This window comes from Nocardioides sp. NPDC057577 (assembly GCF_042801335.1).
In the GTDB taxonomy this organism is placed as follows: Bacteria; Actinomycetota; Actinomycetes; order Propionibacteriales; family Nocardioidaceae; genus Nocardioides.
Genome location: NZ_JBHVGB010000029.1, coordinates 15802 through 41796 on the forward strand (window position 1 = coordinate 15802; position 25995 = coordinate 41796).

The following is a 25995-nucleotide window of genomic DNA, read 5'->3' on the forward strand; positions in this document are numbered from 1 at the left end:
GCAACACATCAGCGTGGCTGAGGTGAGCCAGCAAATCTAATCGCCGCTGCTCAGGGGAACCCCAGCGGGTCGAGGATAACCCGCCGGGGCTGTCGATCTGGGGACCTCGGCCCCCACGGCAGTCGGAGTCAGAGACCGACTGTCTGCTTCACCGAGGCCCGCAGCTCCCTCAGGTGGGCGTCGGCGGCCGTACGCAGGCCCGCGACCGCCTCGGGGTCCGGGACGACCCGGTCGGCGAACCTCTCGGCCAGGTCGGCGGCGTCGAAGGCGGAGACGTTGGCCTCGAGCCCGATCCGCTTCATGAAGTTGCGGTTCTTGTTGGTCGCGATCATCACGATCGACGGGACGCCGTACATCGTGGCCACCACCGAGCCGTGGAACTTCATGCTCGCGAACGCGGTGCACTCCCCGATCGTCCGGGTGAGCTCGTCGAGGTCCTCGGTGTAGACGACCTCCTTGCCCGCGATGTCGAGGTCGTCCGCGTTGGACACGTCGCGGCGGCCGACGTCCATCGTGCCGAGGATGAGGTGGCGTACGCGCCAGCCCTCCGCGATCGCCTTGCCGGCCATCTCCTCGATGCGCGAGTAGTCGTCGGGCTCCTCGAGGTTGGGGCGGTAGCGGGTGACCACGCCGAGGATCGGCGCACCCTCGGGCTTGGACGCCGCGGGAAGGTCCAGCGAGCAGACCATGTCGGGGGCGACCTTGATGTCCAGGTCGGCGGAGATGTTGGCGAGGATCCAGTCGGCGGTCGGCTGGTCGCGGACGCCGATGAACTTCACGTTCGGGTGCTCGAGGAACTTCTTGTGCTTCTCGATGATGTGCGGCTTGATCTCGGTGTTGCGGTAGAGCGGCACGCCGATGCCGACCACGAAGACGGGCTTGGCCAGCATCTTGTGGTTGAAGTAGCGCGGGTCGGCCTGCCACGGCTGCAGGATGTCCCCGCCGCCGATGAGGACGGCGTCCACCTCGTCGACGATCTCTGCCAGCGGCCGGTCGTAGTAGGGCTTGGTCATGTTGTCGGCGAGCACCCGCAGCTCGAACTCCTCGCCGAAGTACTGCTCGTAGACCGACAGGAACAGCTCGTCGCCGTAGTTGCCGGCTCCGAAGAACCCGGCGAGCCCGATGACCGGCTTGCGGCCGCGCCGCTCACGGCGGGCCAGCGCCGCCCTGATCTGCTCCTTGAGCGGGGCGGGCAGGCGGCGGGCCGCGGAACGCAGGACCGGGTTCTGGCGCAACGAGGACAACGGAGAGCTCCTGGGGGATCACGATACGGGCCGCCGACGGCGGCGAACCGCGCGAGCGTAGCGACGCCGGGAAGTCCTGGACGCCCACCGGCCGAACCTCAGGTGAACGCTCGGCGACCAATGCGGAGACCCCCGAAAAGGTCGAAACCGACCCTGAGTACAGAGTCGGTTCCCCCTGAACGAGGCCAGCGTTGAAAATAGCTCTCGCTCGTGGTGTTGCAGAGTTGCCCGCAGGTCAGGCGGGCTGCATCTCCTGCATCGAGGTGTCGAGGTCCGCGGTGTGCGCCTCGACCAGTGCATCGTTCTCCGTCTTCAGGGAGAGAACGAGATCCTCGAGCTCACGCACACGTGCACGCAACCGAGCATTCTCGGCGGTGAGGTGGGCGGGAGTCCGCAGGTCGCTGCTCATGTAACCGATCAGCGCCTTCGCCATGAATACGTTTCCTTCGTTGGAATCACTAGAAGTTCCCGCGATACCGGGCCGTCTACAAGAGTGACACCGTAATCGGCGAGCGTCAACGTCGGGCGTCCAAAGCCGGGACTTCCGACCGTGCGATCCAGCGGATTCCACCGCAATTCGGGCAAAACTTGAGTGCATCGCACTCAACTTCGGTTCAGCCGCGGCGGCGGCGCTCACGCAGCTGCATGAGCTCCTTCTTCTCCTTGCTGGTCAGCGAGTCGGCGCCCTCGGCGTGGATCTTGTCGAGGAGCTCGTCCATCCGCTGGTCGTCCTTGGAGACGGTCGAGGACTCCCAGGGACCGGTGACCACGGTCGGGCCTGACTTGCGCTTCTTGGCCTTGGCGGGCTTGGCCGCCTTCGGCTGCCCGGGCGCGCCGGCCACCTGCGGGATCCAGGGGAACCGGTCGAGCAGCCCGAACTGGCGTGCCACGAAGGCGTTGACGAAGAGGCCGACGACGAAGACCAGCAGCATCACCCAGCTGCGGTAGCCGAGGTACTGGATCAGCTGGATGCCGACGAGGATCACACCGAAGAGCCAGGCCGGGATGTTGAACATGAACATCCGGTCGGGCCACTGCGCGATCCACAGCAGCACCACCATCATCTCCAGCATCCCGAGGCCGGCGAGGACGTACGTCGGGTCCAGCACCGCACCGAAGAGGACAGCCAGGAACGAGAGCACCGCGGTGAACGCCACCAGCAGCCAGGCGAACCGGACCCGGCCGAGCTCGTTGCGCTCGAGGTCGGAGCCGAAGTACCAGAAGAAGAAGATCGCCAAGACGTCGAAGATGCTGAACTGCGGGTAGGCGAACGGCCAGGTGACCAGCGTCCACAGCTTCAGATCGGCGAGGTTGGGCTGGATCAGGGCCAGCCCGGCCAGCACGCCCTGGCCACCCATCACGGCGAACAGGACCAGTCCGACGATGCTCGCGAAGACCACGAGCCACGTCGTGGTCACCCCCAATGAACCGATGTGGAACCAAGGCTCGTGGGGATAACGACCGCCTGGGGTCAACCGGAAACGTTCTCGCACGGGGCGAGCCTATCCACGCATTGGTTGCCGCGTCAGCAGGGCACTCCCACCGACCTTCTCGATGTTGCCCAGATCCGGGGGCAGCGCCGGATCCGAGCGCCACGGATGCTGCCGAACGGCAGCCCGGGCGCCGTACCTGTCGATCATCGCGATCAGCGCGACGAGGTCCTCGGCCCGGTTCTGGGCGACCAGCCACGCCATCAGCCGTTGGGCACGCGGAACCGTGGTGTTCTCGAACGGCACCCCGGCCTCGTACCAGAACTCCAGGACGGCGCCGCGCAGCAGCTCCCAGTAGCGGCTCGGGTCCTCGGTGTCGGGGTGGACGGCCGCGCGGAAGTGCTCCCACATGTCGATCGGCAAGACCTCGACGAGCAGGGTCTCCATGAGCTTCGCCGAGCCGGCCGCGCGTACGAGGTCGATGGTCTGGCGCTTGGTGTCGATCCGCTCGACGAGGTTCGCGATCTGCGCGCGCCGCTGCGTCGCCGAGGACCGGTCGGAGCGGACCTGCCAGTCGTAGACGATCTCCGTGATGACGTCGAAGGAGTCCGCGGCGAGGAACGCCTGCGTGAGCGCAACCTGGTCCTGGTAGCGGGTGCGCTCGGGGAAGGCGATCGCGTTCTCCGTCCAGAACGATCGCCGGAAGATCTTGTTCCACACGAAGATGTCGGCGAGCATCAACGGTGCGTCCTCGATCCGGCACCTGAGCCGCTCCTCCGCGTGGTTGCGGCGCATCAGCGGTGTCATGAACCTGCGTTCCACCCCGCCTTCGACCGCGACCCGCTCTGCCGCGCCGACCGCGAAGTCCGAGCCCGTACGCCGCAACGACCGCACCATCGCCGACCACGCATCGTGCGGAAGCGTGTCGTCGGGGTCGACGAACGTCAGCAGCTGTCCGGTCGCCGCGTCGATCCCGGTGTGACGCGCCGTCGACACCCCCGAGTTCGGCTGGGTGATGACGGTGACGCAGGCTTCCTCAGCGGCGAGGCGCCGCAGGATCTGCGCGGAACCGTCGGTCGAGCCGTCGTCGACGACGATCACCTCGAGCTTCGAGATCTCGGTCCGCGGCTGGCCCAGGATGCTGCGCAGGCTCTTCTCGACGTACTCCGCCACGTTGTAGACCGGCACGACCACGCTGAGCGTCGGCCTGCCCCGCAGCAGCCCGCGCGCCCGACGGGCTCCGGCTTCGGTCAGCTGGCGCCAGTCGCTCACGGTGCGCCGTCCCCCGTGGGTGGAGTCCCTGGGCGGGGATGTCGGGCTGTCAATCATTGGTGATCACTTTCGCAGCGCAAGGACGGAACGGAACTGCTTCCGCGACGCCCTGGGTTTGTCACAAGGCGTCTTCGATGGCGCGGCCCAGGTACGGCGCAAGGGTTCGCGTGTAGGTGAGGGTCAGGTGTTCACCGTCATCACGGTAGACGATGACGTGACCGACGACCGGACGGCAGAACTTCGGTTCGCAGTAGAGGTCCGTCAAGTCCACCAGCACCGCATTCGGGTCGATGGCCACGGCCTCTGCCAGCCCCGACGGCGGAAGGACCTTTCTGCGCGGCTGCGCACACGCTGAAGCTGCGTCGAGCCGCTGCGCCTCCACGCAGGCCATCGTTCCTTCCGGCATCGCCGGGTTGTCCTCGATCGCGATCACGGGCACCTTTCGGGCGGCCGGCCGGCGCGCCCACGCGCGGGCAAGCCCTTCAGCCGTCTCAGCGACCGAGGTCGTCACATCGTCTCCGGCCAGGATCGGAGAGGAGTTTCGCGCCTTGGAGGTGAGGATCGCGTCCAGGTCATCAGCGTTCTCGACGTACGCACTGATGCCACGCCGCCACTCCTGGCACAACCGATGGTCTGCGGTGCTGTTCTTCTGGAGGTCCGACTCTGTCCAGTAACAGCCGACTCGGCCGGCGACATCGATCCGCCACCCGAACTCGTGCGCGATGTCCTCGTACGCCCCGACCAACTGGTCGTTGTGGGAGTCGCCGACCGCAAGCAGTCGTCTGCTGTAGCCCGTCTTCGGACCGAGCCGGCACATCACGACGTCCCCGGTCGTGGCGGCCGAGCTCGACCAGCACTCGCTTCGGTTCGCCTGGTCAGTTGCGAGGTCCGACGGGTTCGGGACGAGAACGCCCTCCAGATCGGGGTTCTCGCAGGCCGGATCGGCGAGCTCGGCTGCGCCCAGACATGGCAGGTTCCGGGCCAGGAGGGCGTTCGCCTTCCGTTCCGACTCCGCTGCGCTGATCACCTGCGCTGCCAGCCCCGTGGCAGCGACGGACAGCACGACCACCATCGCCGCAGCACTCCACAGACCGACCGAAACCGGAGAGCGTCCGCCAAGAAGCCTGGTGGAGAAACGCACCCGGTTCTCCCACTGGGTCGTACTGAGCCACGCGAGCGGGAAGGTCACACCGAGAATCAGGAGCTTCGCCACGACGTCCAGGGGCGCACCGGTGACGTACGGCACCAGGACGATCAGCGGCCAGTGCCAGAGGTAGATGGCGTACGAGGTGTCTCCGACGATGGACACGGGTCGCCACGACCCGGCTCGTGCGAGGAACGTTCCGCGGCCGAGCCAGATGACCAGCGCGGCGCCGCCCACCGGAACGAGGGCGGCGACCCCAGGAAACGGCGTCGCGCTGGTGTACTGCGTCGCCGCCGCCGCGATCAGGGCGAGGCCGATCGCCACCCCCAGAGCGCGGGCCGTCCTCGACGTGATCATCGGCAAGAACCCGATCAGAACTCCGACGGCGAACTCCCAAGCGCGGGTGAAGGTGGAGAAATACGCCTCCGGGGTGTTCGCGGTGAGCCAGACGCCGTAGGTGATGGAGGCGCAGGCGATGAGCGCGAACAGCCATCCGGCGAGTCGCCGGGTGGTGACGTACGACGCGGGGCCGGTCGCTCGGGAGACCAGCATCACGGCGAGCAGTAGGAGTGGCGTGAACGCGTAGAACTGCTCCTCGACGGAGAGGCTCCAGAAGTGCTGGACCACGGAGGGCACGTTGTCGGCGGCGAGGTAGTCCACGCTCGCCCAGGCGAGCCGCCAGTTCTCGACGTACAGGCTCGAGGCGGCGATCTCGGTCAGGAACTGCGACCAGAGACTTCGCGGCACCCAGATGAACGTCGCGACGGCACTCACCAACAGGACCAGGAGCGAAGCCGGCAGGAGGCGTTTCGCGCGCCGTGCCCAGAACGCCCCCAGGCGAATGCGGCCGGTCGTCTCCATCTCACGGAGCAGGTGACTTCCGATGAGGAACCCCGAGATAACGAAGAAGACGTCCACACCGATGTACCCACCGCTCAGTCGCCCCGGCGCGAGGTGGTAGGCGAACACGGATAGGACCGCGATCGCGCGCAGCGCTTGGATGTCTGGCCGGAACGCACCCGCTCGCGCAGGCGCACTCGATGCCGTACGCGTATCGTCCGTCCGCGTACTCGTAGTCGTCGTCACGGAGCCCTCCCGTCCACGTGCACCAACGCGGCCGTCAGAGGAGCGGCGCCGTGGCGAGGTCGTCCGGGCCGATCACGCGGCCGTCGTCCGCGACACCTCGGATGCGCTGCAGCAGGGCATCGTGGGAGACCCCCACCCCGTCCTCGAGGTGGTCGAGCACCTTCTCGAGCACGCGGTCGTTGTTGCCCTGGAACGCGTTGCGACGCCACAGGGCGACGGTCTGGGCCTCCTGGATCTGCTGGTAGCCGGCACGCTCACGGGGCATCCAGACCGGGTAGCCGTTGGCGGTCGCCATCGCCTTGAGCCACAGGTCGTCGGCGTACAGCGCGGTCTCTGAGATCGCGTCGAGGTCGAAGGTCGCCGCCGGGAGCGAGTGCGGTGGGTAGAGCACCCCTCCGATCCCGGTCGGAAGGAGCTGGTAGCTCGCCTTGCCGCGCAGATAGTTGCAGTCGTAGACCCACCCGTCGTAGGAACGAAGGGTGCCGTCGGGCCGGAACATGGCCAGGTTCGCCCGCTGGCAGATGATGGCCTTCGGGTTCGCCAGGTGGCCCTCGTACAAGGTCTCGACGAGGTTCTCGTCGTAGACGACGTCGTCGTCCACGGTGACGACGAGCGCCTCGGGATACTCCTGCACGGCGTAGAAGTACTTCTTGTGCGGCGCGATGTCGCCGTCCACCCAGCGGATCTGGAAGCAGTCGTCCTGACGGTCCAGGACATCCTGCGGGACGTCGGCCTCTCGGTTGGGGAAGTTCTCGGTGGACAGCCACAGGAGCACCTTGTCGGGCCGCATCGTCTGCTCCACGAGGGAGTCGATGCACTGGCCGATGGTGAGCATCCGGTGAGGGATCGAGGTCAGCGACACCACAACATCCTGGGTGGCTGACGGAACTCGTCCGCGGCGTCGCTCAGCCTTCGCCACCACCGGCTGGATCCTGCGGCCGGCACCAGCAGCGATCCGCCGTTCGAACAGGCCCCCGAGGTCCTTGGTGTAGGCATCCATGCTGGCTCGCTCGTCGTACGCCCGACGGGACGCGCTGCCCATCTTCTCGAGCGTCGAGGCCTCCTTGTCCATCATGGCCATGAACGCGTCGCGGAGCGCCATCACGTCACCGGTGTCGACGACCAGGCCGTTGGCGTTGCTGACCATGTACTTGGCGCCGACGTTCTCCGTCACGATCAGCGGCTTGGAGAGCATCGCTCCCTCGAGCGCGACCAGGGAGCACGACTCATCGCGCGAGGCGACGACCACGGTGTCCATCTGTGAGAGGAGCTCGATCTTCTCCCGCTCCTCGGAGATCACGCCGTGGTAGTGGATGTTCTCCTCGTCCGCGATCTGGCCGAACACGTAGGAGCTGACCGAGGTGCCACTGTTGATGAACCCACCCGCGAAGTGCAGCTCTGCGCGAGCTCGATACTCCTCAGGCATCGCCTGGTAAGCAGCGATGAAGACGTCGTATCCCTTGCGGTGCTCGATGGTGCCGAGCTGGACGAACCTGAACGTGCCTCCGGCGGCGATCTCGTACGGCTGTGCGTACTCGGAGACGTCGACGACGCTGTTACGCACCACCTCGACGGGGCCCTCTGCGTGCTCCGCGACGGCTGCTGCGGCGTACTCGCTGACCACGCAGATGCTGCGGCTCTGGCGCAGAGTCTCCTGGCGTTCCGGGGCTGCGGCGAAGAAGTCAGGCAGGTTGGTCGCCTCGCGCACGTACCAGACGAGTGGAATCCGTCCCTCGAGGACGCGTACGTAGTCGTCCGTCGCCACGGTGTTGCAGACGACGAGCTCGACGCCGCTCTCGATGAGCTTGTTGATCCGCTTCGGGCCCAGCTGGCCGGCACGCATCACCTTCACGGAGATGCCGAGGGCCGCGAACTCCTTCGAGAAAGGACCGGGCTTCGCGGTCCAGACCACCGGCTCGTACCCCAGGGACATCGCGACCTTGCACATCCGGTGCAGGCTCCTGGGCGTGCCGGTGTAGGTCATCTCCGGCGACACGAACACGATCCGCCGTGACCGCGAGACCTGAGCGAAGTCCTTCGACGTAGCCGCAGGCTCGAGAGCCTGGAGCGGCCCACCGAGGTCGAACAGGTCACCGAATCGCTCGGTGTGCGTCTCCTCGCCGAACAGGGCCGGCGTGGCGTCGTAGAGGAAGTCCTTGTAGACCTCGTGGGAGTACGCCTCGTTCTCGATCGCAGCCTTCAACGGGTTGAACGCGACGTAGGGCGAGATCGGACGGATGTCCTGGCAGCTCTTCGAGCGCGCCAGGTACGCCTCGACGAAGTCGAGGATCCCGCGCTGCATCTCGGTGATCTGCTCGACGTTGCGCGGAGCGTTGTTCCCACGGACGGCCACAGCACGGCCATCCTCGAACCCGTAGCCCACGACGCTGGAGGCGACCTCGGTGAACAGGTACTCGAGCGGGTGGTGCAGCAGGTCCGTCCTGCGTGCCGCCTTCGGGCCACCGGGCATCATGAACCTCGCCAGGTCCAGGTTCGTCATCGGCGAGTAGGCATAGGCGCTCATGAAGCCGTCGGACACCGTGTCGGTGACCTGCTCGGTGCGGCTCGTGCACATCAGCGCGCCGGAGACCTCGAGTGCGCGGTCGGCCAACGCGGTCCGGAAGAAGTGGCGAAGAGCGGTGATACAGGTGCCGCTCCAGCCGATGTCGACGATCAGAACCCGCTTGGCATCGCCGACGGCCGCACCGAAGTACTCCTTCGCCGCCTCGACGCTGGTGCGGTTGTGCTCCTCGATGACGTGCTTGTGGTCCCAGAAGAACTGCTCCAGACGTCGCCGAGTGGCGCTGGCCGGGAAGAGGAACCGCTCGATGTCCGCTCGGTCCAGGTACGGCAGCAGGTAGTCGAACCCCGTGTCGATCAGGAGCTGCTCGATGGTCTTGGTGTTGTTGGACTCCTTGAACCAGCGGAAGAAGGAGCGCCCGACGAAGTCGTCGAAGTTCAGGTCGAGGGTGATCCCGGCGGCCGCGTAGCGGGAGATGTCGATGTAGACGCTGTCGGCGCTGCCGTAGAAACGGTCGTAGACGCGCGAGATCACGTCGCAGTCGCGCCCGCAGAACAGGATCCGGTCGATCCCCTTCTCGCGCACGACCGACTCGAGAAACTCGCTGAACCCCGCAGCCAGGACGCCCCCGACGCGGTAGCCGTGCGTGTAGTGCAGGCCTTCGGTCCAGGTGCCGGAGCCGATCGAGTTGTTGAGGGTGGCCCCGTAGAAGCTGCCCGCCAGCGTCTCCATGTACGGCTCTCGGACGAACCGTCGCTGGTCCTGGTTGTACACGGCCGGAAGGCCGACCCGCTCGGACTGCTCGACATCTGCCTCGAGGTTGTCGCCGACGTGGACGATCGAGGTCTCGCTGCCGTAGTACTCCAGGAGGACCTGCTGCAGCGTGCCGTCACCCTTGCGGCGAAGGTACTCGTTCGACAGGTAGATCTTCTCGTAGCCCGCGTACCCGTTGCCGACGAGCATCTCCTCGATGACCTCTCGGGAGAGGTACATGTCGGAGGTGAACACGATGGTCTTGCCCTGAACGAGGAGCCGGTCGAAGACCTCCTTGATGTACGGGTTCGCTTCGGCCAGCTCGATCTCGAGGTCCCGCTCGAGCAGCTCCCACGCCGGATCCGCACCGTAGCGCTCCTCCATCACGGCGTAGATCTCACCGAGAGTGACCTCGCGAGACCCCTTGTGGTTGTCGTTCTCCCGGCGCGCGTGCTCTTCTGCCTGCCTGCGGATGCTCGGGAACCTGTCGATGCCGAGCCGTGACCCCAGGATCCGGAAGACATCCTTCGGGAACTCCACCGCTCGGTACAGGGCCGTGTCGAAGACGTCGAACGAGACGACGTCATAGGCGGCCAAGGTCTCGACCATCTCCTCGACGCTGATTCGCTCAGCACTGTCAGGCTGGAGGTAGTACGGCCGCCCACTCTCCAGCTCGGCACCCGGAGTCTCTCCCAGCCGAGCGCGCAGGCGCTCGATCTTCGCGTTCAGACCCGACTGCCGGTCCAGGAGCCGGGTGTAGCGGGACACGACCGGACCGCCGTTGGTCGGACGACCGAACAGCACCAGCCTGTGCTCGCCGTCCACCTCTGCGACGCGCACCATCCGATGACGCAGCCCGAGCTTGTTGGTCGGCTGCTCGCCCATACCGGCAGGCATGGTTCCTCCTTGTGTTTCTGGGGTGACGACAGTGCGGGCGGACCCGCGGTTGGTCTGATTCCGATCGAGCCGGCTCATGAGCCGCCGCAGCATCGCGCTACTTCTCGATGACGCAGGCCCGCTGCTGTGGCGGGCGAACATCTCGCTTGAGCGAGTTGCGGATGACGCGGGGTCCGGACGTCATCAGGGACCCGATCCTGAACGACACCGAGCCGCGGGTGTCGGCGAGCTCCTGATCACGGCCCTGGAGCTCCTGCTCGAGGGTCACCACCCGGCTTCTCAGCCGCGTGCGGACGGCCGAGGCGGTCCCGGCTGCCGCGGCGACCGCGTCGGCCAGATAGGTGGCCACGATCTCTGCGCACATCGGGCTCAACGCCGCGTACTGCCACCATCGCTCCGCGAAGTCGGCCGAGACATCCATCCACGGCTTGCGCTTGTCGGCGAAGTGGATGATGACCGGCGAGCTCATCGCCTCGTCGTACTCGTCTCGGGACCAGACCCGCTGGACGGCCGGCCTGCTCCAGAACTCCTCGACGTTCTTGGGGCCGTACTTCGTCATCAGGTTGAAGCGGAGCGGAAGATGGCGGATGCCGTCATAGCAGACGATGTTGATGATGTCCTGGTCGTCGGAGTCGAACTCCTTGGCGGAGAGCTCGAGGAACTCCTCGACCAGGCCGTGCTCACGCATCTTCTCCAGGTTCATCACCATGACACCGGAGTTGACGTAGCGGTCGAAGGACGGGAGGCCCATCGCCTGTGCGGCCTCCGTCGAGCGGAGGTGGTAGACGGCAGCCGGCACCGCAGCGACGTAGACGTCGTGCACGTCCTGCCCGTAGAGCGTAGACAGATCGCTCTCGATGACGGTGTCGACATCGAGGTAGACGATCTTGTCGACCTCCGGGAAGAGGTCGGGCAGCTTGAGTCGGAAGTACGCAGGCGCCGTCAGGTGCGAGGTGCTGACCTTGACCTCGGCGAAGTCGTCGACGACGACGAACGTGATCGTGTTGCCCGGATAGCGGCTCTCGAAGCTGAGGATCTGGTCGCGTACGCCCGCCGGGTACTCCTCGGCCACCAGGATCTTGAGGTCGTACCTGGTGTCGGTGCCTGAGTTCTCCAGCAGCGACGTGATCGTCACCGACATCGGCTTGGCGTAGTTGAGGTCGGCGGCCATGGCGACCGGGATGACCCGGGTCTGTGTGCCTTGGTCGTTGTCTACACGGGGGTGCGGTAAGTCCAGATCCTGCGGGCGCGTTGTGGGCGCATGATCGGATACGGCGAGCTTGTGGGGAGCCACCTGTTGTCCTTGTCGAGCTTGACCACCCGAGGGCAGGGCATGGTGGTTCACGCCCGTGCCGGTATGGGTCGGCCGTGGTTTGTCTTCCCCGAGATCCGGATGGCCACGTAGCCACCCGTCAAAACCGCCAGCCCGAACATGGCGGTGCGTCGTCTGTTGCCCCCCGGCCGGTGCAGAGCTGCACCCAGGACGAACGACCGAGAGACTAACCCAACCGAATCCCGTTCACTTAACTTTCGCCGCCGATTTTCGGAAGCGTCACAGTGCTGCAACATTCACGGGCCCAAACGGGCCGTGAGCAATAGCCCAGACGGGCTAATTACCCCTGGATTCGCCTGACCCGAGGGGCCGGCTGGCAGGTGGGGCAGAAGTAGGAGGAGCGGTTCATGAAGGCGATGCGGCGCATCGGGGAACCGCACCGGTCGCAGGGCTCGCCCTCACGTCCGTACGCAGCGAGCGAACGCTCGAAGTAGCCCGACTCGCCGTTCACGTTGACGTAGAGCGCGTCGAAGGAGGTGCCGCCCTGGGCGAGCGCCTCGGTCATCACGTCGCGTACGTGGCCGAGCAGCTCGCGCACCTTCGGGCCGGTCAGCCGGTCCCCCGGCCGTTCGCCGTGCAGCTTGGCGCGCCACAGCGCCTCGTCGGCGTAGATGTTGCCGACGCCGCTGATCACGGTCTGGTTGAGCAGGATCCGCTTGATGCCGCTGGCCGATCGCCGGACCCGCCGGACGACCGCGTCCTCGTCGAAGGCGGCCTCGAGCGGGTCGGGGGCGATGTGGACGATCTCGGGCGGGAGCTCGGCTCCCCCGGGGCTGATCGAGAGGCCGCCGAACATGCGCTGGTCGACGAAGCGGAGCTCGCGCCCCTCGGCGGCCCCTTCGAGGCGGATCCGGACACGCAGGTGCCGTTCGTCGGGAGATGCCGGCGGCTGGACGAGGATCTGGCCGCTCATGCCGAGGTGGGCCATGAGGGCATCACCGGAGTCCAGCGGCAGCCACAGGTACTTGCCGCGGCGGCGAGCACCGACGAGCGCGCGGCCCCTCAGCTCCTCGGCGAAGGCCGAGGCACCGGCGAGATGGCGGCGCACGGGCCTGGGATGCAGGACCTCGACGGCGATGATCCTCGCGCCGAGAACGTGGCGCTCGAGGCCGGCGCGTACGACCTCGACCTCGGGGAGCTCAGGCAACGGGCATCTCTCAGGCGGACGAGGCTGCGGCGGCGGCCTGGATCTCGCCGTAGGCCGTCTCCGCGGCGGCCTGCTCGGCCTCCTTCTTGGAGCGGCCGACGCCGTTGCCGTAGAGCTGCTCGCCGACCCGGACCTTCGCGGTGAAGGTCTTCATGTGGTCGGGGCCCTCGTCGGTGATGACGTATTCGGGCACACCGAGGGTGCGCTCGGCGGCGAGCTCCTGGAGAGAGGTCTTCCAGTCGAGCCCGGCACCGAGGTCGGAGGCCGCCTCGATGAGGGGGTCGAAGAGTCGGTGGACGAGGACCGTGGAGACCTCGATGCCACCGGAGAGGTGGACCGCCCCGATCACCGCCTCGACGGTGTCGGAGACGATCGACGCCTTCTCGCGCCCACCGGTGGCCTCCTCGCCACGGCCCAGCTTGATGTGCTGGCCGAGGCCGATGGCCTGACCGACCTCGGCCAGGGCGCGGGCGTTCACAACTGCCGCCCGCAGCTTGGCCAGCTTGCCCTCGGGCAGGTCGGGGTGGGTGCGATAGAGGGTCTCGGTGACCACGACGCCGAGCACCGAGTCGCCCAGGAACTCCAGGCGCTCGTTGGTGGGCAGGCCACCGTTCTCGTAGGCGTAGGACCGATGTGTCAGCGAACGCTCAAGCAGCTCGGGGTCCAGAATCGGATCCCCGAGCGCTTTGCGAAGCTCGGCGTAGTTGGTCAGGAGACTAACCGCGTGTCAGATCAGAGGACCTGGCGACGCTCGGCGCGAGCGCCGTACTGGCCGCACTCGCCGCACGCACGGTGCGGGATGTGCTTGGCGCCGCAGGCGGGGTTCGCGCACGTCACCAGGGTCGGCGCAACGGCCTTCCAGGCCGAGCGGCGGTGGCGGGTGTTGCTGCGCGACATCTTCCGCTTCGGAACAGCCACTGTTATCTCCTCATAATTCGACCGGCCGGATCTCGGCCGGCTACTGAAGCCTATTTGCTGGGTTGAACCCTAGTTGCTGGGGTCGTCATTCAGCGAAGTCAGCCCCGCCCAGCGCGGGTCGATCTTCTCGCCGTGGTCGTGCCCGGGCTCGTCCGCGAGCCGCACCCCGCACTCGGGGCACAGTCCGGGACAGTCGTCCTGGCACATCGGCTGGAACGGCAGTGCGAGCACCACCGCATCCCTGAGCACCGGCTCGAGGTCGATCAGATCGCCCTCGGTCCGGCTGGTCTCGTCGTCCTCGTCAGGGGCCTGGCCGTCACGAGAGTCGTTGTAGACGTACAGCTCCTGGATGTCGACCTCGGCTTCGTCCTTGATCGGCTCCAGGCACCGTACGCACTCGCCCTCGAGGACAGCGAAAGCAGTCCCCGTGACCAGCACGCCCTCCATGACCGCCTCGAGCCGCAGGTCGAACTCGACCGGCGAACCCTCGGGGACGATGAGGACTTCGATACCAAGATCCGCCGGTGCCGGCACCGTCAACTCCACGTGACGCTCGGACCCCGGGCGGCGGCCGAGCTCGCGTGTATCGAGCACGAGCGGCGCTCTCGGGTCCAGCGCAGTCATGTTTCACTTCCGGATCAGGGCACGACAGATCAGAAAGATCTTAACGGGACCGGGCGAGCGCGACCAAAAGGACAGGCACGGCCTCACGGACAAGTTGACCGCCTTACCGCGTGCGCTACCGACGCCCGGTCCCGACTACTCATAGGTTTTCGGTTGTGCACTCATCCGATCGGTGGCGCTCGGGCGTCGTACTGGCGCTTCTCCTCCTCTTCGTCGCGGTGACCTTCGGTCCCGCGCTGGTGGGTCGGGGGATGCTGCTGGACACCGGATGGCTGCACGCGATGATGCCGTACGCCGCCGACGGGCCGATCCCGCAAGGGACCCTGTGGTGCCGTGGCGATACCTGGGACTACTACCTGCCCGGCGTCGAGAACATCGTCGAGGGCGTACGCCACGGCAACTGGCAGACCTGGGCGCCCTACGAGGTGGGCGGCGCGCCGCTGGCCTCGCTGCCGAACCACGCGGTGCTGAGCCCGGTCTCGTGGCCCTACTGGGTGATGCCGATGTGGCTGGCGCCGGCCTGGGTGAAGCTGACCGAGCTGGTCCTGGTGCTGGCCGGGATGGTGCTGTTTCTCGGCCGGCTCGGGGTGCGGCGCAGCATCGCGCTGGTGGCCGGGCTGGTCTTCTTCACCTCCGGGTTCATGATGATGTGGACCAACTGGCCGCACACCAAGGTCGCCTGCCTGATCCCGCTGCTGCTGTGGGCCCTGGACCGTGCGGTGCGGGAGCGCGGCGCGCGCGGCCTGGCCGCCGTCGGCCTGGTCGTCGCGGCGATGCTGCTCGGCGGGTTCCCGGCGGTGACGATGTTCGCGCTGACCCTGGGGGCGATCTACGTGGTCGTGCGAGCGCTCACGCTCGGCGACGTGCGGCGCACGCTGGTCGCGGGCGGCGTCGCCGCCGGTGGCGTCGTGCTCGGAGTCGCGCTCTCCGCGGTCCAGCTGCTGCCCTTCGTGCTCAACATGAGCGCTCTCGGGCTCGACGGGCGGGTCCCCAACCAGGTCAAGCCCGCCAGTCTCGTGCTGACGACCGTCGCCCCTGACGTCTACGGCACCTGCGTCGACGGGCTCTGGTCCGGCGAGGACAACCCGATCGAGTCGATCTCCTTCGTCGGCGTCGCGGCGCTGATCCTGGTCCTGTGTGCCCTGGTCGTCCGGCTCCCCGGCGGTCGCCGCCCCTCGACTCCCGCACTGCTCACGGTCGTGCTGGGCGCGGTCGTCTGGCTGCTGTGGATCGGCGGGCTGCCGCTCGAGCTGCTCCAGAAGCTGCCCGGCTACAGCTCCAACAGCTTCGGACGGGCCAACTCGATCTTCGGGTTCCTGTGTGCGGTGCTGGCTGGGATCGGGCTGGAGCGGCTCGTCCAGCGGGCCGAGGCGTCTCCTGACGGGGAGGGCCGGTCCAGGCGTCCGCGACTGGTGGTGTCGCTGGTCGTGCTGCTGGCGGCCGCGGGTCTGGCTGCGTACTTCCTGTATGCGGCGTACGTCTACATCGACGGCGCCCCGCGGCCGATCCCCGACCTCGCCGCGAAGCTGCGGGTGCCGGCGCTGCTGGGGGTGGTCTCGGTCCTCGCGGTGGCGGCGACGCTGCTGCTGCGGGGCCGGTGGCGGCTGTTGGGCCCGCTGGTGCTCGTGCTGGCGGTGCTCGCGCAGAGCACGATGTTCGCGCGCGAGGTGCTGCCGCTGACCGACCGCGAAGAGTTCTACCCGGTCACCCCGGCCCACGAGTTCCTGAAGGAGAACCTCGGAGCGGAGCGCTACGGCGCCTCGGGCTGGGAGCACTCGGCCGTCGCCGACCACTACCGGCTGCGTACGCCGACGGGTCATGAGTTCACCTCGCCGGAGTGGAAGGCGCTGATCGCCGCGGTCAGCCCGGATGCCCAGCTGTCGCCGACCTACACCGACTTCCCCGCCAACGTGCCCACGCCGGGGCGTCAGCCGGTGCTCGACCAGCTCTCGGTCCGCTACTGGGTGGCCCAGCCGCTGGAGGTCATCGGCGTCTCCGAGCCGACGCCGGTGCCGGTCGCGCAGCGGCAGCGACTGACCGTGATGCCCGGCCAGCAGGCGACGTGCCAGGTCCCGCAGGGAACCCTGCGCGGGATCGAGGTCACCGTGCCCGACGGCCTGAAGCCGCGAGCGCAGACGCCGACGGTCGTGCGGGTGAGCGTCGGGGCCGGCGCCGAGAAGCTCACCTCCGAGCGGGCCATCGCCGTGAACCGACCGCTCAAGCGCGGCGAGAAGCTGCGCGTCGCCGTGCCCGACCACCGCTTCACCGCCGGACCGGTGCCGGTCACCATCTCGTTCGAGGGGAAGCGGAAGCCGGTCCAGCTGGCCGGCCGCACCGACGGCTCCGCGGTCTGCGCCGCGGTTCGGCCGGAGCAGGGCGACGGCCTCAGGGTGGTGCACGCCTCGGCCGGCGCGGTCGTCTACGAGCGCGCGAGCGCATTGCCGCGGATCCGCTGGGCCGGCACCAGCGAGGTCGTCCCCGACGGGCCCACGCGAGTGCGCCGGCTGACCGAGGGCGTCGCGCCCGGCACGGTGCTCCTCGACGACGACTCGACGCCGGCCGCCTCCGGCTCGACCGCCCAGGTCGACGTACGCCGCGACGAGGCCGAGACGATCTCGGCCGAGGTCACCGCGGACGGAGCCGGCTACCTCGTCGTCGCCGACTCGATCGCCCGCCCGGGCTGGTCGGCGACGGTCGACGGCCGCCCAGTGGACCTGGTTCCCGGCAACCACGCCTTCGCCGCCGTGCCCATCCCCGACGGAACCCACACGGTCACGCTGCGCTACGAGGCTCCGGGGCTGCGTACGGGTGCCGTGGTCTCGCTCCTCGGCGTCCTGGTGACGCTGGGTCTGCTGCTCGTCCCTCGGGTGCTGGACCGACGCCGTGGCAGACGCCGCGTGGACCTCTCCTGAACGCCAGGTTTCACTAGCACATACGCCGGATGACACCCGCGAGGGGGCGTGGGGCCGCGGAATCCACGCGGTAATGTGGCAGCTCGGAAGCCCCTCACCTGCCCGATCAGTTCGGTCCCACTACTTGCCCTGAGGTCCCTGTGAAGCTTGTCGTTCAAGTCCCCTGCCTCAACGAGGAGGAGACGCTCCCGTCCGTGCTGGAGTCGATTCCGAAGCAGATCCCCGGAATCGACGAGATCGTGATCCTGATCGTCGACGACGGGTGCACCGACCGGACGGTCGAGGTGGCCAAGGAGCACGGCGTGCGCGAGTTCGTGCACCACTCCCGCAACCAGGGCCTGGGTCGGTCGTTCCACGACGGCGTGGTCCGCGCGCTCGAGCTGGGCGCCGACATCGTGGTCAACACCGACGGCGACAACCAGTACCCGCAGGACCGCATCACCGACCTGGTCCAGCCGATCATCAACGGCCAGGCCGACATCGTCATCGGCGACCGGCAGGTCGACCGGATCGAGCACTTCTCCGGACTGAAGAAGAGGCTGCAGAAGGTCGGCTCCAAGGTGGTCAACATGGCCGCCGAGACCGACCTGCCCGACGCGGCCAGCGGCTTCCGCGCCTACTCGCGCGAGTCGCTGATGCTGCTCAACACCGTGACCCGCTTCTCCTACTGCATGGAGACGATCATCCAGGCGGGCAACAAGCGGATGAAGATCGCCTCGGTGCCGATCGAGACCAACGCCAAGACGCGTGAGTCGCGACTGTTCAAGTCGATGCCGGAGCACATCATGAAGTCGGGCGCGGCGATCGTGCGCTCCTACATGATGTACAAGCCGTACGCCATCTTCGTCTGGCTCACCGCCTTCTTCTTCGTCCTCGGCGCGATCCCGTTCGTCCGCTACCTCGTGCTGTGGTTGAGCGGCGACAACGGCAACCACATCCAGTCGCTGCTGCTCGGCGGTGTGCTGATCAACCTGGCCTTCATGTCCGCGATGCTCGGCGTGATCTCCGACCTGATCCGCACCAACCGGGTGCTCATCGAGGACGACCTGGAGCACACCAAGAAGGCTCGCTTCGGCAAGTCCGGCACCGAGATGCTCCGCGACCAGACCTCGGTCGCCGAGTTCGACCTGCCGCACACGCCGCGGACGAGCACGGCCCAGTCTTCGGCCCAGTCCGGCGAGACGTGGACGACCAGCCTGTGACAGCGACCCACTCCGACCCGGTCTCCGCCACGGAGGCCGGGTCTTCGGCTACGCCCGGTCCCACGAAACCCAGCCTGAAGAAGCGGCTGCTCAAGATCGCGCTCGCTCTCGTCGTCGTGCTCGGCGGCGCCTACCTGCTCTGGCGTCAGCGCGCCGACCTGGCCACCGCGGTCCAGGAGCTGAGCCTCGGCCGGGTCGCGATCTCCGGGGTCCTGGCGATCGTCGGCACCATGCTGATCGGCCAGATCTGGGTCGCCATCCTGCACGGCATGGGCATCCGGCCGTCGCTGCGTGACTCCCACTCGGTCTTCTACGTCTCCCAGCTGGGCAAGTACCTGCCCGGCTCGGTGTGGCCGGTCGTCGCGCAGATGCAGTTCGGGCTGCGCTGGGGTGTCGCGCGCCGGACGATGCTCGGCGTCAACATCCTCTTCATGGGCGTCGTCGTCGCCAGCGGCATCGGAGTCGGCGCGCTCCTGCTCCCCTGGTCGTCGTCCGAGGGCCTCGACCGCTACTGGTGGCTGCTGCTCCTGCTGGTGCCGCTGGCCGTCTGCCTGCACCCGCGGGTCGTCCCGGGCGTGCTCGACTGGCTCTTCGCCCGGCTCGGCCGGGAACCCCTCGGCGTACGCCTCACCGCGCGGGGGCTCTTCACCGCCATCGGCTGGGCAGTGCTCGCCTGGGTCGCCTTCGGCCTTCACCTGGCCGTGATGATGCAGTCGTACGCCTCGATCGGGCTGGTCGAGGTGGCGGCCGCGACCGGCGGGATGGCACTTGCATGGGCCGCGGGGATCGCGTTCATCCCCGCCCCGGCCGGCGCCGGGATCCGCGAGGCGCTGCTCACACTCACCCTCGGTCCGATCATCGGGGTCCCCGAGGCACTCACCGTGGCGCTGGCCTCGCGCGTCCTCCTGCTCCTTGCCGACGTGGTGCTGGCCGGGGCGGGAGCGGTTCTCGGGCGGCGTACGTCCTGACCGGCCAGGCCGCGAGGCAGACGGCGAGCACACCGCATGCCACGCCCGCGGCGACGACGAGCTCGGCGCCACGCGACTCGGAGTTGGGCAGGCGGCCGGCGTAGATGTCCGAGCTGACGAACCAGTCGAAGATCAGCAACGCGTACGCACCCAGCATCAGGGTGATCGAGGCTGCGGCCAGCCGCGCCCGCGGCTCTCGGGAGCCGATCGGGATCAGGTCGACGAGCACCATGACGCCGATGGCGAGCGCGGTGGCCAGCAGAGGCATCAGCGGCATCAGGTAGCGGTCGTTCGGGTTCCCCCCACCCGCGACGAACCCGACCAGGTTTGCCAGGACGAGCGCCGCGTGGACGGTGAGCAGCAGCCATCCCGCCCCTGAGGAGGGCTCAGCCGCTGGCCCGGCGATCCTCCGGCGGACGGCCAGCACGAGAAGTCCTGCCGCCGCGACGACGGCCAGCACGTCGACGACCACGACGTACCCCTCCGCCAGCAGCGGCACCCACAGTCGTTCGTACCAGTCCACCCAGAGCGAGCCGTCCGTCACGATCTGCCACCAGGTCCCGTTCGGCTCGCGGTCGAACTTGTCCAGCAGCGCACCGGTGGCGGTCGGGTCGCCGTAGAGGACGATGTTGCGGACGTAGAACCAGCCGGTCGCCAACGCCGGAACACCGGTGGCCACGGCCGGGGCGGCCAGCGCCCGGACCACCCCGCGACGGGTGTGGTCCCTCAGCAGCAGAGCCACCGCGATGGCCGCACCGCACAGGACGACGGTGAGGACCCCCGGCGCCTTCGCCCCTGCCGCGGCGGCCCCGGCCAGCGCGACCAGCGTCAGGCGCCCCGGAGACAGGCCGCGGTTCAGGATCCGGATCGTGGCCAGCAGGGTCAGCGACGACGCCGCGACCGCGACCCCGTCGTTGGCGATGTGCCCGCCGGCGCTCAGCAGCACGGCGCACGAGGCGCTGATCCCCGTGGCCAGGAACGCGACCGCCGCCCGACGGGTCACCTCGAAGGCGATCAGGCCCACCAGCAGTACGCACAGCGCGGAGCCGACGGCATTGACGAGCCGCATCCCGACGACCATCACCTGAGGTGCGTCGAGCGCCTCGGCCGCGGCCACGAACGGCAGCGAGATCAGGTAGTAGAGCGGAGGATGGTTGGCGGTCCAGATGTGGCGATGCGGCTCATCGACCATGGTCCCCAGACCCTCGACGACCTGGGGATAATGGCGGGCGTCCGTCGTCACAGGCGTGTCGATCGTCGGCAGCCGTCCCGAGGCCAGCTCCACCGCGTAACCGGCGTTCGGCCCCTCGTCCCGGGTCTGATACTGCAGCGCCCGGGTCAGCGCGACGTAGCTGCTCAGGCTCAGCGCGAAGAACGCGACCAGCACCATCGCCGCCAGCAGCCGCTTCGGGAGTCGTACGTCGACGCGGTCCTCGTGGGTGGAGCGGAGCATTCAGGACCTTCAGGTGGGCTTGCGGGCTGATCGCCAGCCTATGTCAGGTTCTCTGATGTTCTCGTGCTCTAGGCGCGTGTCCTCTGAGGACGACTAGGGAAGCGTGCGCGAGGTTCTGGTGCCGTCGGGGTGGACCGTGACAGCCCGCTTCTCGAACGGCTCGAGCGAGCGGTGCGCCCAGATGCGGAAGCGCCGGTGCTCGTCCTCGATCCAGACCTCGGCGCAGGGCTCGTAGTCCTTCTCGATCGCGGCCTCCACCCAGCCACCGCGGGCCATCGTCGTCGTCTGCAGCACGACCGGGACCTCGCCGCCGGCCATCAGCGCCGTCAACTGCTTCTCGTTGCGGTCGAAGTCGTAATGGAACAGGTAGAACGGCGTCGGGTTCTCGACATCGAGGGCGTCGTACAACGACAGCTGGTTGCCCAGCACGAAAGCGGTACGGCCTCCCTTCAAGCACCGTGTCATCTCGGGTCGTATCGCGTCTCCCCAGGCATCGGCGGCCTCGAGCTGACGGCTGTCCCGGCTCAGGTCGTCGACGTGCTCGACCGCTGAGGCCAGGGGAACCACCCCCAGGACGAGGCAGGCACCTGCGGAGACGGCGACCAGCCTCGCCCGCAGCCTCGCGCCGATCATCATGACGCTGACCACGAGCACGAGGATCACCGGACCGATGAGGCTGTGGGCACCGAATCCGAACGCCAGGGCTGCACCCGCCCACGCCGCCCCCGCCGCGAGTCCGACGACCGCGGTCACCATCTGCCAGCCGGACATGGACCAGGGCCGGCTCGGCGACGATACCTGGTCCCTGCGGTCGTACACGTCGCAGAGGACGAAGATCAGAGCGGTGAACACCAGCGCGCTCACGGTCTCGGCATGCCCGGGCCCGGGGCGTCGGATCGGGATGGTCGCGAGGAAGAGGGCGCACAACGCGAGGAACCGCGTCGGGTCGCTCGCCAGACGCCAGATGACCGGCACGAACATCAGCAGCAGGAGGAAGGGATAGAGAGCGACGATGTCGTAGCCCTCCCCATCGGACGGCACGTCGAAGAACGGCCATCCGAAGTGCTTCGGAAACTGCTGGGCCTGACCGAAGACGACCTGGCGGTTGAGCTCGGCGAGGCTCATCCCGTAGCCGATCCGGTAGAACAGCACCTCAGACACGAATCCGGCCAGCATCCCGGTGGCGAGAGCGGCAGATCGTGTCAGCCTCTCTCGCGCCGTTGCCGTGCCCCGACCGATGAGCTCGAAAAGTACCGCCGCGCCGGTCAGCAGGATCGCCAGCTCGACGTGCTGCCAGAAGAGGGCGGCCGGCACCAGGAACCGCACGACCGACGACCAGCGTCCGGAGTCGAGCCGACCTCCGGGCAGGAGGATGAAGGCGAAGGCGACGGGGAGGACGTACTTCACCTGAGCGGGCGACGCGAGCGTCAGGACGGCCAGCGCCATGGCGACCATCGCCGCCGGATGTACGCGTCTGCGCAGCCCCATCGCGGCCACGAGGACGGTCGCCAGGGTGACGCCGAAGAAGCGGCCCAGCAAGAACTCCCACCACAGCGGATCGCCACCGGCCAGGCGATAGATCAGGCTGTTCACCCACCACGACCCGGCGTTCCAGCCGTGCTGGAAGTCGACCAGCGGGACCGCACCCTCTGCGGTGAGCTTGCCGAGGTAGTACTGCGCGCCCCTGTCCCCGGTCAACGGCTCCATCTGTGCGGTGAGGGTGTAGGCGGCGCAGACGACGGCGACCACGACGATCACAGCGAAGGTCGCCCATCGGACCAGGCCGATGGGTTCCCGCACTCGGCGTGCGGGCGAGGGGGTCGCCGGCGTGGCCGCCGCATCGAGCATGCTCCGAAAGTACGCGCTGTCGCGGGCAACCGGGGCGGAACGCTGCGACCTACGTCATGATCATTCCCGTCAGATCTGCTCAACGCGATGCTTGATCAGCCGCGAGGCGTCCTCTGCCACTTGCACGTTATCGAATCCGATAACGATGCGCTTGCCTCACCCCTACGGGGTCGGAACCGCCTTGCCCTGGCGAATGGTGAGATCTTGCTGGGCGACCTCGCCGCGAGACTTGTGGACCCAGATGGTGACAGTCGTGGCCTGCTTCTCGATCCTCACGATCGAGCAGGGGACATAGTTGGCGCGGATCGCGCCGGTGAGCCACGGCTGCGGCGTGTGCAGCGGCATGGTCTCGATGATGACCGGGATCGAGCCGTCCTCGAGCTGAGGCACCAGCACGTCCTCGTACTGCGCGAAGTCGTAGTGGAACAGGTAGTAGGGCGTCGGGTTGGTGATCTGCAGAGCGTCGTAGAGCTCGAGGTAGTTGGGCATGACCAGCGCCTCGCGGGTGCCGCCGCTGCACCGCTCGTACTCCGGGCCCGCCCAGCGGGCGATCGAGTCGCTCACCGCGAAGGACTTCGCGTCGCGGTGCATGTCGTCGAGGTGGTCGACGGCGGCAAGAGCGGGTACGCAGCCGAGTACGACCAGCGCGCCGGCCGAGACCGCCGCGGTCGCTCCACGAAGGAACGCTCCCCCGAGGACCGCCCCGGCGACAGCCAGAGCCACGAGGAGCACGGCACCGGCCATGCTCTGGAGGCCGAAGCCGATCCAGAGGGTGCCGACCGCCCACAGGGCGCCGGCCGCGGCTAGAGGTAGCGCGGTGGCGGAACGTGTTGGTTTCGACACGCTCGCTGGCGCTCGCGGCTCAACCAACGGGGTGGAATGGCGCTCGTAGAGCTCGGCCACCGCCAGGACCAGGGCGAGGAGGACGAGGGCGGAGACTGTGGTGGTGTGGGGGTTGTCGACGCGCCGGATCGGGACGACGACGAGGACCAGCCCGGCCAGCGCGACCAGCCGGGTGGAGTCCGAGACCCGCTGCCACACCAGCGGCACGAACGGGATCAGCAGCGCGAACGGGTAGAGCGCCAGGATGAAGAAGCGCCCCGACTCGGTCGGCAGGTCGAAGAAGTTCCACACGGCGTACTGCGAACCCTCATGGGTCTCGGTCTGCCCGAGGATCACCTGCCGGTTGAAGTCGGCGAAGGAGAGCCCCCACAAGACCCTGTACGCCGTGGCCTGGGCGACCAGCCCGAGCACGAACCCACCGGCCAGCTGAACGCAGTTGAGGATCCGGGTGCGCCACCCGACCTCCCGGCGGGCGAAGAGCTCGAAGAGCCCCGAGGCGCCGGTGAGGAGCACGGCGAGCTCGACGTACTGCCAGAAGACGAGGGCCGGGAGGAGGACCCGCGCGGCCGCGGCCAGGCGCGGGCGCGACTCGAGCCAACCGGTCGGCAGGAGGACGAAGACCCACAGCAGGCAGATCGTGTACTTGATGTGCAGCGGGGTGGCCAGCAGGAGCACGCCGAGCGCCAACGCGATCATCACCGCCGGGTGCAGCCGGAGACGAAGGCCGATGGCGGCGGCGAGGACCGCCCCGAGGCCGGCGCCGAGCAGGCGGCCCCAGAGGAAGTACCAGATCGTCGGGCTGCCGCCCGCGATCGCGTAGAGCGCCGCGTTGACCCAGAACGAGCCGGCGTTCCAGCCGTGCTCGAAGTCGACGAGCGGGATCGCGCCGTGGGCGGTGATCATCGCCAGGTGGTACTGGGCGCCGAAGTCCTGGGTCAGGAACGAGCCGTTCTGGGCGCCGACCGAATAGGCCGCCCAGACCAGCGCGACCACGCAGACCCCGGCGAAGGTCGCCCAGCGCACGGTTCCCACACGTTCGGCCTGCTCCCCCGATGTCGCCATGAGGAGGACCCTAGATCAACCCTTCGTCAGGACGGAGGTGCGCTCCGGGTACGGCAAGGTCGGGGTGAGACCGGCGTGGATGGTCTCCTTCATGCCCGAGGCGGCGATGGCCTCGACATAGCGCTTGCGGCGGCTGTTGTCGAAGACGACGATCCCGCCGGGAGCGAGCCGGTCCTTGGCCTTCTCCAGGCACGCCTCGCGGGCGCGCCCGTCGACCACCACGAGATCGAACTCGCCGTCGACGTTGTCGATGGAGTTGACGTACGCCTCGAAGTCGAGGCCCGCGTGGCCCTCCTTCTGCGAGGGGACGACCGGGTTGTCGGAGGCCACCGGCTCGATGACCCGCAGCGAGATCTTCTCCTCGCCGGCGAGCTCGGCCTGCATCATCTCGCCAAAACCCTTGTGGTGCTCGACGGAGTGGATCTCGTCGGCGCGGCGGGAGAGCCAGATCGTGGAGGCGCCGGAGCCGTACTCATAGACCCGGATCGGGCGCTCGCGCTGGCTCAGCCAGGCATCGACGGCGGTGATCGCGTCGTAGGTCCACCACGGCACATCGAGCTTCGCCATCGCCAGGGAGTCGTAGACCTTGGTGAGCGAGTGGGCCCAGTGACGCCAGCGCTGCTCGACCGGCGGTGGGGTCTCCTTCGCGAGTCCCGTCTTCGTCAGCCCGCGACCGACGGCCTTGAGCGAGGCGGCATAGGACTGCTTGGCCAAGGAAAGCGGGGAACGGCCTGAGGTGGACATTGATCTCCAGAGAAAGAATGGCGGTCAGCACTCGAAACGATACCGGCGAACCGTGCCCCTCACTCGGAACGTTCTGCCAAACGCTTGGTGAGTCGTGCGAGAACATCCGGCGGCAGGAAAGCCGACACATCCCCACCGAAATGGGCCATCTCCTTGATCAGCGAGGAGGAGACCGCGGCCCAGCGTGGGTCGTTGAGCAGGAAGACGGTCTCGACGCCGGTCATGTGGGCGTTCATCTGCGCCATCGGCGCCTCGTACTCCAGGTCGGGCGCCCCGCGCAGCCCCTTCACGATCGCCTGGGCGTCGATCTCGACACAGAAGTCGGTGACCAGACCGGTGAACCCCTGTACCCGTACGTTGCCCAGCGCAGCGGTCATGTCGGTGAGCATCTCCATCCGCTCCTCGGCCGTGAACAGGCGCTTCGACTTCGACGGGTTGACCCCGACGGCGACGACGACCTCGTCGAACATCGCCGAGGCGCGGGTGAAGATGTCGAGATGGCCGAACGTGGGCGGGTCGAACGAACCCGGGCACACCGCACGACGCGTCATTGTCATTTCTCCCATTCGATCAGTCCAGTTCGATCAGTCCAGC

At 67.9% G+C, this 25995-nt stretch carries 19 protein-coding genes; 3 read left to right on the top strand and 16 right to left on the bottom strand.

The window, feature by feature from the left end; genetic code table 11:
* Positions 1-128 precede the first annotated feature (128 nt).
* From ACFU7D_RS08720 to ACFU7D_RS08770, 11 genes are all read right to left on the bottom strand, one after another.
* Positions 129-1244 (bottom strand): polysaccharide pyruvyl transferase family protein, encoded by a 1116-nt coding sequence (locus ACFU7D_RS08720; protein WP_378865848.1) that lies wholly within the window; start codon positions 1242-1244, stop codon positions 129-131.
* Positions 1245-1479: 235 nt separating this feature from the next.
* On the bottom strand, positions 1480-1677 hold the full coding sequence (locus tag ACFU7D_RS08725) for a hypothetical protein (protein ID WP_378731028.1): 198 nt from the start codon (positions 1675-1677) through the stop codon (positions 1480-1482).
* Between the two features lie 181 nt (positions 1678-1858).
* The gene (locus ACFU7D_RS08730; protein ID WP_378731026.1) at positions 1859-2662 is read right to left on the bottom strand and encodes a DUF6576 domain-containing protein; all 804 of its coding nucleotides are present in this window, start codon (positions 2660-2662) and stop codon (positions 1859-1861) included.
* A gap of 84 nt (positions 2663-2746) precedes the next feature.
* The gene (locus tag ACFU7D_RS08735; protein ID WP_378865852.1) at positions 2747-3946 is read right to left on the bottom strand and encodes a glycosyltransferase family 2 protein; all 1200 of its coding nucleotides are present in this window, start codon (positions 3944-3946) and stop codon (positions 2747-2749) included.
* Positions 3947-4064: 118 nt separating this feature from the next.
* On the bottom strand, positions 4065-6176 hold the full coding sequence (locus ACFU7D_RS08740; RefSeq protein WP_378865855.1) for an acyltransferase family protein: 2112 nt from the start codon (positions 6174-6176) through the stop codon (positions 4065-4067).
* 34 nt (positions 6177-6210) lie between these two features.
* A complete protein-coding gene (locus ACFU7D_RS08745; protein ID WP_378865858.1) occupies positions 6211-10347 on the bottom strand; it encodes a glycosyltransferase in 4137 nt (1378 codons plus the stop codon).
* A gap of 97 nt (positions 10348-10444) precedes the next feature.
* On the bottom strand, positions 10445-11518 hold the full coding sequence (locus tag ACFU7D_RS08750) for a glycosyltransferase family 8 protein (protein WP_378865861.1): 1074 nt from the start codon (positions 11516-11518) through the stop codon (positions 10445-10447).
* Between the two features lie 442 nt (positions 11519-11960).
* Positions 11961-12827: a bifunctional DNA-formamidopyrimidine glycosylase/DNA-(apurinic or apyrimidinic site) lyase gene (gene mutM, locus ACFU7D_RS08755; protein ID WP_378731014.1), complete on the bottom strand. Its 867-nt coding sequence runs from the start codon at positions 12825-12827 to the stop codon at positions 11961-11963.
* 10 nt (positions 12828-12837) lie between these two features.
* Positions 12838-13539 carry a ribonuclease III gene (rnc, locus tag ACFU7D_RS08760; protein ID WP_378731033.1) on the bottom strand — a complete coding sequence of 234 codons (702 nt, stop codon included), beginning with the start codon at positions 13537-13539 and terminating at the stop codon, positions 12838-12840.
* Positions 13540-13559: 20 nt separating this feature from the next.
* Positions 13560-13745: a 50S ribosomal protein L32 gene (rpmF, locus tag ACFU7D_RS08765; protein ID WP_008358292.1), complete on the bottom strand. Its 186-nt coding sequence runs from the start codon at positions 13743-13745 to the stop codon at positions 13560-13562.
* 69 nt (positions 13746-13814) lie between these two features.
* A complete protein-coding gene (locus tag ACFU7D_RS08770) occupies positions 13815-14369 on the bottom strand; it encodes a YceD family protein (protein WP_378865864.1) in 555 nt (184 codons plus the stop codon).
* Between the two features lie 155 nt (positions 14370-14524).
* On the opposite strand from ACFU7D_RS08770, the gene ACFU7D_RS08775 reads away from it, so the two are divergent.
* The 3 genes from ACFU7D_RS08775 (at position 14525) to ACFU7D_RS08785 (ending at position 19451) form a co-directional block, all read left to right on the top strand.
* Entirely contained in the window at positions 14525-17281 is a 2757-nt protein-coding gene (locus ACFU7D_RS08775; RefSeq protein WP_378865867.1) for a YfhO family protein, read from the top strand.
* Positions 17282-17421: 140 nt separating this feature from the next.
* On the top strand, positions 17422-18483 hold the full coding sequence (locus tag ACFU7D_RS08780) for a glycosyltransferase family 2 protein (RefSeq protein WP_378865870.1): 1062 nt from the start codon (positions 17422-17424) through the stop codon (positions 18481-18483).
* Positions 18480-19451, top strand: a complete 972-nt coding sequence (locus ACFU7D_RS08785) for a hypothetical protein (protein WP_378865872.1) — start codon at positions 18480-18482, stop codon at positions 19449-19451. The genes ACFU7D_RS08780 and ACFU7D_RS08785 overlap by 4 nt, the downstream gene beginning before the upstream one ends.
* On the opposite strand, the gene ACFU7D_RS08790 is transcribed toward ACFU7D_RS08785, so the two are convergent.
* The 5 genes from ACFU7D_RS08790 to coaD form a co-directional block, all read right to left on the bottom strand.
* On the bottom strand, positions 19360-20904 hold the full coding sequence (locus tag ACFU7D_RS08790; RefSeq protein WP_378865875.1) for a phospholipid carrier-dependent glycosyltransferase: 1545 nt from the start codon (positions 20902-20904) through the stop codon (positions 19360-19362). The two genes, ACFU7D_RS08785 and ACFU7D_RS08790, sit on opposite strands and share 92 nt — an antisense overlap.
* A 93-nt stretch (positions 20905-20997) precedes the next feature.
* Positions 20998-22752: a hypothetical protein gene (locus ACFU7D_RS08795; RefSeq protein WP_378865878.1), complete on the bottom strand. Its 1755-nt coding sequence runs from the start codon at positions 22750-22752 to the stop codon at positions 20998-21000.
* A 162-nt stretch (positions 22753-22914) separates the two neighbouring features.
* A complete protein-coding gene (locus tag ACFU7D_RS08800) occupies positions 22915-24657 on the bottom strand; it encodes a hypothetical protein (RefSeq protein ID WP_378865881.1) in 1743 nt (580 codons plus the stop codon).
* A gap of 15 nt (positions 24658-24672) precedes the next feature.
* On the bottom strand, positions 24673-25401 hold the full coding sequence (locus ACFU7D_RS08805; protein WP_378865886.1) for a class I SAM-dependent methyltransferase: 729 nt from the start codon (positions 25399-25401) through the stop codon (positions 24673-24675).
* A 59-nt stretch (positions 25402-25460) separates the two neighbouring features.
* The gene (coaD, locus tag ACFU7D_RS08810; protein ID WP_378730993.1) at positions 25461-25952 is read right to left on the bottom strand and encodes a pantetheine-phosphate adenylyltransferase; all 492 of its coding nucleotides are present in this window, start codon (positions 25950-25952) and stop codon (positions 25461-25463) included.
* Between the last annotated feature and the right edge of the window lie 43 nt (positions 25953-25995).

Coding starts and splice junctions, on each gene's coding strand:
- ACFU7D_RS08725 (WP_378731028.1), bottom strand. CDS start 1,677: ATGGCGAAGGCGCTGATCGGTTACATGAGCAGCGACCTGCGGACTCCC.
- ACFU7D_RS08745 (WP_378865858.1), bottom strand. CDS start 10,347: ATGCCTGCCGGTATGGGCGAGCAGCCGACCAACAAGCTCGGGCTGCGT.
- ACFU7D_RS08750 (WP_378865861.1), bottom strand. CDS start 11,518: ATGGCCGCCGACCTCAACTACGCCAAGCCGATGTCGGTGACGATCACG.
- ACFU7D_RS08770 (WP_378865864.1), bottom strand. CDS start 14,369: ATGACTGCGCTGGACCCGAGAGCGCCGCTCGTGCTCGATACACGCGAG.
- ACFU7D_RS08790 (WP_378865875.1), bottom strand. CDS start 20,904: ATGCTCCGCTCCACCCACGAGGACCGCGTCGACGTACGACTCCCGAAG.
- ACFU7D_RS08795 (WP_378865878.1), bottom strand. CDS start 22,752: ATGCTCGATGCGGCGGCCACGCCGGCGACCCCCTCGCCCGCACGCCGA.
- ACFU7D_RS08800 (WP_378865881.1), bottom strand. CDS start 24,657: ATGGCGACATCGGGGGAGCAGGCCGAACGTGTGGGAACCGTGCGCTGG.
- ACFU7D_RS08805 (WP_378865886.1), bottom strand. CDS start 25,401: ATGTCCACCTCAGGCCGTTCCCCGCTTTCCTTGGCCAAGCAGTCCTAT.
- coaD (WP_378730993.1), bottom strand. CDS start 25,952: ATGACGCGTCGTGCGGTGTGCCCGGGTTCGTTCGACCCGCCCACGTTC.